At 74.5% G+C, this 7,888-nt stretch carries 12 protein-coding genes; 6 read left to right on the top strand and 6 right to left on the bottom strand.

Going from position 1 to position 7,888, the window contains the following annotated elements; translation table 11 throughout:
* The 3 genes from ABZV94_RS38690 to ABZV94_RS38680 all read left to right on the top strand — a co-directional run.
* Positions 1–1,461: FAD-dependent oxidoreductase (locus ABZV94_RS38690; RefSeq protein ID WP_356349256.1), on the top strand; the 1,461-nt coding region annotated here is incomplete at its 5' end.
* A 149-nt stretch (positions 1,462–1,610) separates the two neighbouring features.
* Positions 1,611–2,063, top strand: a complete 453-nt coding sequence (locus ABZV94_RS38685) for a hypothetical protein (protein ID WP_356349254.1) — start codon at positions 1,611–1,613, stop codon at positions 2,061–2,063.
* Between the two features lie 119 nt (positions 2,064–2,182).
* Positions 2,183–2,659, top strand: coding sequence for an MSMEG_6728 family protein (locus ABZV94_RS38680; RefSeq protein ID WP_356349251.1), 477 nt, complete (start codon positions 2,183–2,185; stop codon positions 2,657–2,659).
* 75 nt (positions 2,660–2,734) lie between these two features.
* Here ABZV94_RS38680 and ABZV94_RS38675 read toward each other — a convergent pair whose 3' ends face one another.
* The 6 genes from ABZV94_RS38675 to ABZV94_RS38650 form a co-directional block, all read right to left on the bottom strand.
* Complete coding sequence (locus ABZV94_RS38675; protein ID WP_356349249.1) at positions 2,735–2,890, bottom strand: hypothetical protein; 156 nt, start codon at positions 2,888–2,890, stop codon at positions 2,735–2,737.
* A gap of 109 nt (positions 2,891–2,999) precedes the next feature.
* The gene (locus tag ABZV94_RS38670) at positions 3,000–3,212 is read right to left on the bottom strand and encodes a helix-turn-helix domain-containing protein (RefSeq protein ID WP_356349246.1); all 213 of its coding nucleotides are present in this window, start codon (positions 3,210–3,212) and stop codon (positions 3,000–3,002) included.
* A gap of 114 nt (positions 3,213–3,326) precedes the next feature.
* Positions 3,327–3,938, bottom strand: coding sequence for a hypothetical protein (locus ABZV94_RS38665; protein ID WP_356349244.1), 612 nt, complete (start codon positions 3,936–3,938; stop codon positions 3,327–3,329).
* Between the two features lie 88 nt (positions 3,939–4,026).
* Entirely contained in the window at positions 4,027–4,851 is an 825-nt protein-coding gene (locus ABZV94_RS38660) for a rod shape-determining protein (RefSeq protein ID WP_356349242.1), read from the bottom strand.
* Positions 4,848–5,219, bottom strand: a complete 372-nt coding sequence (locus ABZV94_RS38655) for a TraR/DksA C4-type zinc finger protein (RefSeq protein ID WP_356349240.1) — start codon at positions 5,217–5,219, stop codon at positions 4,848–4,850. The genes ABZV94_RS38660 and ABZV94_RS38655 overlap by 4 nt, the downstream gene beginning before the upstream one ends.
* A 44-nt stretch (positions 5,220–5,263) precedes the next feature.
* Positions 5,264–5,575: a TraR/DksA C4-type zinc finger protein gene (locus tag ABZV94_RS38650; protein ID WP_356349238.1), complete on the bottom strand. Its 312-nt coding sequence runs from the start codon at positions 5,573–5,575 to the stop codon at positions 5,264–5,266.
* A 334-nt stretch (positions 5,576–5,909) separates the two neighbouring features.
* Here ABZV94_RS38650 and ABZV94_RS38645 point away from each other — a divergent pair, with 334 nt between their 5' ends.
* The 3 genes from ABZV94_RS38645 to ABZV94_RS38635 form a co-directional block, all read left to right on the top strand.
* Positions 5,910–6,863, top strand: coding sequence for a sensor histidine kinase (locus ABZV94_RS38645; protein ID WP_356349258.1), 954 nt, complete (start codon positions 5,910–5,912; stop codon positions 6,861–6,863).
* A 2-nt stretch (positions 6,864–6,865) separates the two neighbouring features.
* Complete coding sequence (locus ABZV94_RS38640) at positions 6,866–7,564, top strand: response regulator transcription factor (RefSeq protein WP_356349236.1); 699 nt, start codon at positions 6,866–6,868, stop codon at positions 7,562–7,564.
* Positions 7,565–7,662: 98 nt separating this feature from the next.
* The coding region (locus tag ABZV94_RS38635; RefSeq protein ID WP_356349234.1) for a hypothetical protein at positions 7,663–7,888 on the top strand (226 nt) is incomplete at its 3' end.

The following is a 7,888-nucleotide window of genomic DNA, read 5'->3' as shown; positions in this document are numbered from 1 at the left end:
GGCCGCCCCACCGTCGCCGTCGTCGGCGGCGGCATCGCCGGTCTCGCCGCCGCCACGGCGCTCGCCGAGCGAGGGGTGGCCGTGACGGTGTACGAGCGGCAGCCGTACCTCGGCGGGCGCGCCGGAGGCTGGCCGACCACCCTGCGCGACGGCACACCGGTGACCATGAGCCGCGGCTTCCACGCCTTCTTCCGCCAGTACTACAACCTGCGCGGGCTGCTCCGCCGTACCGACCCCGGCCTGCGGCGGCTGACCGCCCTGCCCGACTACCCGCTGCTGCACGCCGGCGGCATGCGCGACAGCTTCCGCCGCGTCCCGCGCACCCCGCCGTGGAGCGCGCTCGGCTTCGCCGCGCTCAGCCCGTCCTTCACCCTGCGGGACCTGCGGCGCATGGACCCGGTCGCGGCCCTGCCGTTGCTCGACGTCCGCGTCCCCGACGTCTACGCCCGGCTCGACCGCATCAGCGCCCACGCGTTCCTCGACGCCGTCCGCTTCCCCGAGAGCGCCCGCCACCTCGCCTTCGAGGTGTTCTCGCGCAGCTTCTTCGCCGACCCCCGGCAGCTCTCCGCGGCCGAGATGGCGCTGATGTTCCACATCTACTTCCTCGGTTCGGCCGAGGGCCTGCTGTTCGACGTACCCCGCGCGCCCTTCCCGGCCGCCCTGTGGGAGCCACTGGCCGGTCACCTGCGGCGGCACGGCGCCGAGGTGCGCACCGCCACCGCCGTCGAACACGTCGCCCCGAGGCACACCGGCGGCTATCAGGTGACCACGGACCGCGACGAGCGGTACCACGACGCCGTGGTCCTCGCCCTGGACACCGCGGGCCTGCGCCGTCTCGTCGCCCGCTCGGACCTGCTGGGCGACGCGCCGTGGCGGGAGCGGATCGCACGGCTGCGCAACGCCCCGCCGTTCCTGGTGACCAGGCTGTGGCTGGACCGCCCCGTGGCGCCCGGCCGACCGGGATTCCTGGGCACCGCCGGGTTCGGGACCCTGGACAACGTCAGTGTCCTGGAGCGCTGGGAGGACGAGGCGGCCCGCTGGGCGGCACGCACCGGCGGGTCCGTGGTGGAACTGCACGCCTACGCGGTACCGGCCGACGCCGCCCGGGACGTCGAGGAGAAGCGCCTGATCGACCAGTTGCACCGCGTCTGCCCCGAGACGCGCGGCGCCACGATCGTCGACGCCCGCCACGAATGGCGCGACGACTGCCCCCTGTTCCCGGTGGGGGGCCACGGGGACCGGCCGACCGTCCGCACCCCGGACCCCCGTCTCGTGGTGGCCGGTGATCTGGTCCGCACCGGCCTGCCCGTGGCGCTGATGGAACGGGCCGCGACATCCGGCTTCCTGGCGGCGAACGCCCTGCTGGAGCTGTGGGGGGTGCGGGGCGTCACCCTGTGGACGGTTCCCCGGCACGGCCGGAACGCCCTGCTGCGGCGCCTCGCCGGCCTCGCCGCCCGGTGAACGCCCGTCGGCACATGGTGGTCGAGGGCAGCGTACGGCCGCACCGGGCGCCACGACCGTCACACGTCCGGTCCACGCCGCACACGGTCAACCGGCGCGACGGGAAGGGATGCGGGGACCGCAGGGCGACACAGCACCCAGGGAGTGCCATGAACGCGTACCAGGACGGGCCCGACCACCGGCACCGCCGCCCCGACGGGGTCGACGACCTGACCGTCGAGGCCCTCGGATCGCTGTCGAAAGCACTGGAGACCACCGAGCGCGCCCGCGGCCATCTGTACAGCTTCCACCAGCTGACCGGCGGCGCCGACCTCGAACTGGAACGGGCGGTACGGCTGCTGCGCGAGGCCGGGCACACCGAGTGGGCGGCGAAGGCCGAGGTGGAGATCCTGGGCCGCGACGTCATCCCCGGTCACTGGACGTTCCAGATCATCGAGGCCTACAACGACACCTACTACCGGCCTTTCCAGGAGCTGGAACGCAGCGTGGTCAACGCGCTCGCCCACGGCCGGGACCACCTCTACGAGGCGGAGATGAGAGAGGCACGCCGCGCCCTCGCACAGTCCGGCCGCACGGCACGCCCCCCGGCCGCGGACGGCTGACCGCGTCCCCCGCCGGCCCGGAGGCCGGGCCCGGTGGCCAGGCCGGCCGCGGGCTGGGCGGCACATCCTCCGGGCGACCCCGCCCACCCGAACTTCCCGACCGCTCCAGGACGGCGACCATGCAGACCTTCCTGCCCGATGCCGACTTCCGGCGCTCCGCCCTGATCCTGGACCGCCGCCGGCTGGGCAAGCAGCGGGTCGAGGCGCTCCAGGTCCTGCGCGGCCTGACCGTTCCCGGATACGGCTGGCGCAGGCACCCGGCCGTGCGCATGTGGAGCGGGTACGAGGAGGCCCTGGTCCGCTACGGACTCGAGGTCTGCCGGGTCTGGCGCGAGCAGGGGCACCAGGACAGCTGCGCCGCGTCCCTGATCGCCGGATACGCCGCGGGCCGTCCGGGCGCGCACGTGCGCGACCAGCCCGCCCTCGCCGCCGCGGGGGAGCTTCCGCCGTGGCTCGGTGACGAGGCCTTCCACCGCAGCCACCAGTCCGCGCTCGTCCGCAAGGACCGGGACACGTACGGGCCCGTGTTCCCCGGCGTCCCGGACGATCTGCCCTACGTGTGGCCCTCCTCGGACCGGGAAGGGACGACCGCCTGACCCGGGCGCCGCCGTCCTGCCTGCCGTGACCGCCCCGGCCGCGACCGCCACCTGGCCGCCTCCGGGGCCCTCGTGTCACATGCCCGACCGGCGGGAGCGCAGCCTGCCGAGGAGTCGCTGGGCCTGGGCCCGGCGGCGCGGATCGACCGCGGTACGGCGTACCTGTTCGATCGTGCGCCGGCCCTGCGGACTGTTCGCGAACTGCTTGAGCCGTTGGAGAACTCCTGACATGACACTCCTTTCGCCAGGGGTGCCCTGTGCTCGTCGGGGCCCCACGGGGTCCGGCTACCCGGAAACCGGTGGTCCAGCCTCCGTCGGCCGGGGACGGGCAGCCGCGCTGTCACCCCGTCAGATGGGCGGCGCCGGTGCGGGGATCGCCGCCCCGCGCCCTGAGGGGCACGCCGGCTTCGGTGAGCACGCGGTGCACGAAGCCGTACGACCGGCCATGGGCCTCGGCGATCGCGCGGATCGACCGGCCCTCGCGGTACTCCTTGGTGAAGGCTTCGGCCAGCTCCTTGCGCGCGCTCCCGGTTATCCACTTGCCCTTGTGCACGAGGTCTCCTCTCGCGTCGCCGACATGTGATCACCGGTTTCCCGCGCCGACGCCGGCCATGCGGGCGGGCTGCGCCGAGTGCGCGGAGACCCGACACGCCTGCCGGGCCGGGTGTCAGGGCGATGTGGTCCAGCGGGGTGCCGTCCGGGCCCAGGCGGTGTCCCACGCGGCCAGGTTGCGGCGCTGGATGACGCGGCTGACGGTGCCGTAGGCGGCGGCCGCCGTGGCGTGGACGCCGAGGGTGGCGAGGATGGCCGAGCCCATGGCCCGGCTGCGGATCTCGCCGGGGCTCAGCGGTGGGTCGGTGACCGTTCCGTCGGTGCCGACCCACACGCGGACGGCGCTGCCCCTGGGCAGTGCGGGCCGGACATCGGCGGTGGCGGTGCGGGTGTGCCCGTGCGGGTCGGTGAAGCGGACCTTGGCCGGGTAGCGGGTCTTCCTGGCTTCGGCCGAGCCGGGCTCGGGGTGGCGCCGGGCGTCCTCCAGGAGGATGGCGGTCGTGGGGTGGCGGGTGGCGGCCTGCTGCTGGGCGGTGCGGGTGTAGTGGCGGTGGGCGGCGTCGCCGGCGAGGACCAGGGCGGCCGGGGTGGCCGCCGGCGCGGCCAGCAGCAGGCCGAGGCCGACCCACGCCCGGACCAGGTCGCTGCGGCGGCACAGGGGGTTGCGCCGCAGACGCAGGACCCTGACCGGGAACGCCTCCACGCGAGGCGGTACGCGTCCGGGCACGGTGTCCTCCTTTCCGCGGTGGACGCGGCGGATGCCGATGCGGTGCGCCGCGAACCGGGGGCGCGGGCGCGGCCCCGGCCGTGTGTCTCTAGTGGGGGTGGACAGCCGGCGGGAGAGGGCCGGAGACGGAGGGGTGGGTGTGGGCGGCCTGCAGGAGCTTGGCGGCGCCGCGCACCGATGCGGTGTGCGGGGCCGGGACCGCGCGCAGCGGCATGGGCAGCCGCTCGGTGAGGTGGTGGGTGATCTCGGGACGCAAGGCGCCTCCACCGGCCAGGAGGACCCCGCGGTGCACGGCGTCGGCGGTGAGCGAGGTGGCGTCCTGGCGGAGCATCGCGGTCAGCATCGAGGCCACCGCCCCGGCGATGTCCTCGGGCGTGGCCGCATCGTCCAGGTCGCCGGTCCCCAGGGCGGTGCGGCGCGCGTCGGTGATGTCGCCGCCGCTCAGCAGCACCGCTTCGGTGAGGTGGGCGCCGATGTCCACCACCATCAGCGGACGGGACAGGTCCGCGCCGGCCGCCACGGCGACGGCCCGGGCACTGGGCACGGTGAGCACGCTGCGCGGCCCCAGCACATCCACCGCGGCGCGGGCCCGGGCGCGGTAGGCCACGCCGTCCAGGACGGGAGAGGTCACGATCACCATGGGTCGGGTGAGCCGGGGCAGGCGGTGGGCGAGCAGGCGCTGCAGCATGCGGGCGCACTCCGCGGTGTCGATGATCGTGCCGCGCTGGATGGGGCGCACCGCGCCGGAGCCGGGGAAGGCCACGGTGGGCACGTCGACGACCACCCCCTTGCCGGCGATCCAGGCGCGGGTGCGGGCGCTGCCCATGTCCAGGGCGATGCCGCAGCAGCGCCGGCACAGCGGCCAGGGCCGGTGCCGGGCGGCGGTGGTGCGCAGGCGGTCGGTGCCGGTCATGGGATCGCCTCCTTGACCCGCTGGCATCGGGCGCAGTACCGGCACTGCGGCACGATCATCAGCCGTTGCCGGTCGATGGGGCGTCGGCACAGGTGGCAGGCGCCGTACGACCCGTCGTCCAGGCGTTCCAGGGCCGCCTCGACGTCAGCGAGGACCATGCGGGCGGTCGCCGCGAGCTTGACGCGGACCTCGATCTGCGCGGCGGCCCGCTGCAGCCGGTCCTCGGTGCGTGAGGAGACCGGCCCAGCGAGGTGCAGCAGTTGCTCCTGGCGGAACTGGCGCTGCTCGTGAAGGTGCCGGCGCAGCGCGGCGAGGTCCTCGGCCGACAGGTGGGCCGTGCTCTGGCTGATGGTCTGGTGGTTCACCACATCACCCCTTCGGGGGCAGGGAGGCGGGAGGTCGCGGGCGGGGGTCAGGTGGCGCGGCGCTGGCAGGCGACGCAGTAGCGGGTGTAGGGGAGGATCTCCAGCCGCTCCGCCGGGATGGGCTTGACGCAGTCCTGGCAGGTGCCGTAGGTGCCGTCGTCGATGCGGCCGAAGGCTTCCTCGATCTCCTTCAGGACCCGCCTCATGGCGGTCCTCTGCTCGGACAGCAGGTACGCGTCCGTGCTCGGCCCGGTCTCGTCGAGGGCTTGGAGCTGCGCCAGCCGGGAGGCGCGGGCATGCTCCAGGTGCCGCCGGGCCTCGTCCGGATGGGGTTCGGCCCGGGTGACATCGAGCGACATGGTCAGTCCCTTTCTCGGCGGCGTACGACGCGGCGGCGTGGCCGGCCGCGCGCTTCTCACGGAGGTGATCGTGTGCCTCCACCATGGCCGGGCCGGGCGCGGACACCTATCGGGCGCGGGCCCCATTTACGCGGGGGCAGGGGATCCATACGCGGGTGCCGTGGGTGGTGCGCGCCCCGGGAAATGGGGTCCGGGCCCCATCGACGGGGCACGCGGGACGGGAGAGGCTGACCCCAGGCGCACCCGGGCGCCCCGCTACCGTGGACGCGGCGGGGCCGCACGATGGCCGGCAGTGGAGGTGGGGCGAGGTTGTAGAAGGAGAGGCGTGGGGCCGGTGTCCTTGTTCTGGCGGATCTTCGCCCTGAACGCCGTGGTGCTCGGCACGGCGACCGCGCTGCTGCTGTGGGCTCCGGTGACCGTCTCCGTGCCTGTTCTGCTGACCGAGGCGGTCATCCTGGTCGGCGGTCTGGCCGTGATGCTGGTCGCCAACGCCGTGCTGCTGCGGATCGGCCTCGCCCCGCTCGACCGGCTCACCAAGCTGATGACCACCGTGGACCTGCTGCGCCCCGGCCAGCGTCTGCCCGCCTCCGGAGGCCGCGAGGTCGCCGAGGTGATCCGCACGTTCAACGCCATGCTGGAGCGCCTGGAACACGAGAGGGCCACCAGCAGCGCCCGGGCCCTGCTGGCCCAGGAGGCCGAACGCCGCCGTATCGCCCAGGAGTTGCACGACGAGGTCGGTCAGACCATGACCGCGATCCTGCTGGGACTCAAGCGGGCCGCGGACGACGCTCCGGCCCCCCTGCGCGAAGAGCTGCACGAGGTGCAGGAGGTCACCCGGGAGAGCCTGGACGAGGTCCGTCGCCTGGTGCGCCGGCTACGGCCCGGTGTGCTGGACGACCTGGGTCTGGTCAGTGCGCTGACGTCGCTCACCGAGGACTTCGCCACGCACACCGGGTTGCAGGTCAGCCGACGCTTCGACGCCGACCTGCCCGCCCTCGCGCCGGAGACCGAACTGGTCCTGTACCGCGTCGCCCAGGAGTCGCTGACCAACGTCGCCCGTCACGCGGACGCCCAGCGGGTCACGGTCGCCCTGCGTCGCACCGACGACGGCGTGGTGCTGACGGTCACCGACGACGGCTCCGGCATCGAGGCCCCCCGGGAAGGCGCCGGTATCCGCGGGATGCGCGAGCGGGCCCTGCTGATAGGGGGACGCCTGGAGATCACCCCGGCACCCCGTACCGGCACCCGGGTCCAGCTCACCGCGCCCGCTCCGAGGAAGCAGCCCTGACCATGCCCGACACCGCGACGTCCCCGACCGCACCGCCCCGGGGGGCTGCCCCGAGCACGATCCGCATCCTCCTCGCCGACGACCACGCCCTGGTCCGCCGGGGTGTGCGGCTCATCCTCGACCAGGAACCGGACCTCGAGGTGGTCGCCGAGGCCGGCGACGGTGCCGAGGCCGTGGAGCTGGCCCGTACCCGGGACGTCGACCTGGCCGTGCTGGACATCGCCATGCCGCGCATGACCGGCTTGCAGGCCGCCCGGGAACTGGCCGCCCTCAAGCCGGGGCTACGGATCCTGATGCTCACCATGCACGACAACGAGCAGTACTTCTTCCAGGCCCTGAAGGCCGGCGCGAGCGGGTACGTGCTGAAGTCGGTCGCCGACCGGGACCTCGTCGCCGCGTGCCGGGCCGCGATGCGGGACGAGCCGTTCCTGTACCCCGGCGCGGTCACCGCGCTGATCCGCAACTACCTGGAGCGGGCACGGCACGGCGAGGAGGCCCCCGACCAGGTCCTCACCCCCCGCGAGGAGGAGGTCCTGAAGCTGGTGGCGGAGGGGCACTCGTCGAAGGAGATCGCGGAGCTGTTGTTCATCAGCATCAAGACGGTCCAGCGGCACCGCGCCAATCTGCTGCAGAAGCTCGGTCTGCGCGACCGCCTGGAACTCACCCGCTACGCCATCCGCGTCGGCCTGATCGAACCCTGACCGACCTCCCGGCCGATCCCCGCCGGCAGCCTCCCGCTCCCGGACAGCACCGCGGGACCCGGCCGGCACCCGCACACCACGACGAGAGGGGGCCGGGCATGCACCACCCCGCACGCACCGCCCCCTGCCCCGGCGGGGCCCGGCCCTCCGCCGTCGCGCTGCTGGCGGCCGTCGCCCTGACGCTGCTGGTCGCGGTCGGGCTCGCCCGGCCTTCGACTGCCGCGACTTCTGCGAGTGCCGCGGCTGTTGCGACTGCCGCGACGACTCCTGCGACCGCCGCGACTCCGGCGACTCCTGCGACCGCCGGCGGCCCCGCGGCCGGGG

The sequence above is a fragment of the Streptomyces sp. NPDC004658 genome (assembly GCF_040609555.1).
GTDB lineage: Bacteria > Actinomycetota > Actinomycetes > Streptomycetales > Streptomycetaceae > Streptomyces.
The sequence above is the reverse complement of the archived record's forward strand: the minus strand, read 5'-3'. Positions and strand labels throughout refer to the sequence as shown.

Coding starts and splice junctions, on each gene's coding strand:
- ABZV94_RS38650 (WP_356349238.1), bottom strand. CDS start 5,575: ATGTCGCTCGATGTCACCCGGGCCGAACCCCATCCGGACGAGGCCCGG.
- ABZV94_RS38680 (WP_356349251.1), top strand. CDS start 2,183: ATGCAGACCTTCCTGCCCGATGCCGACTTCCGGCGCTCCGCCCTGATC.
- ABZV94_RS38685 (WP_356349254.1), top strand. CDS start 1,611: ATGAACGCGTACCAGGACGGGCCCGACCACCGGCACCGCCGCCCCGAC.
- ABZV94_RS38640 (WP_356349236.1), top strand. CDS start 6,866: ATGCCCGACACCGCGACGTCCCCGACCGCACCGCCCCGGGGGGCTGCC.
- ABZV94_RS38675 (WP_356349249.1), bottom strand. CDS start 2,890: ATGTCAGGAGTTCTCCAACGGCTCAAGCAGTTCGCGAACAGTCCGCAG.
- ABZV94_RS38660 (WP_356349242.1), bottom strand. CDS start 4,851: ATGACCGGCACCGACCGCCTGCGCACCACCGCCGCCCGGCACCGGCCC.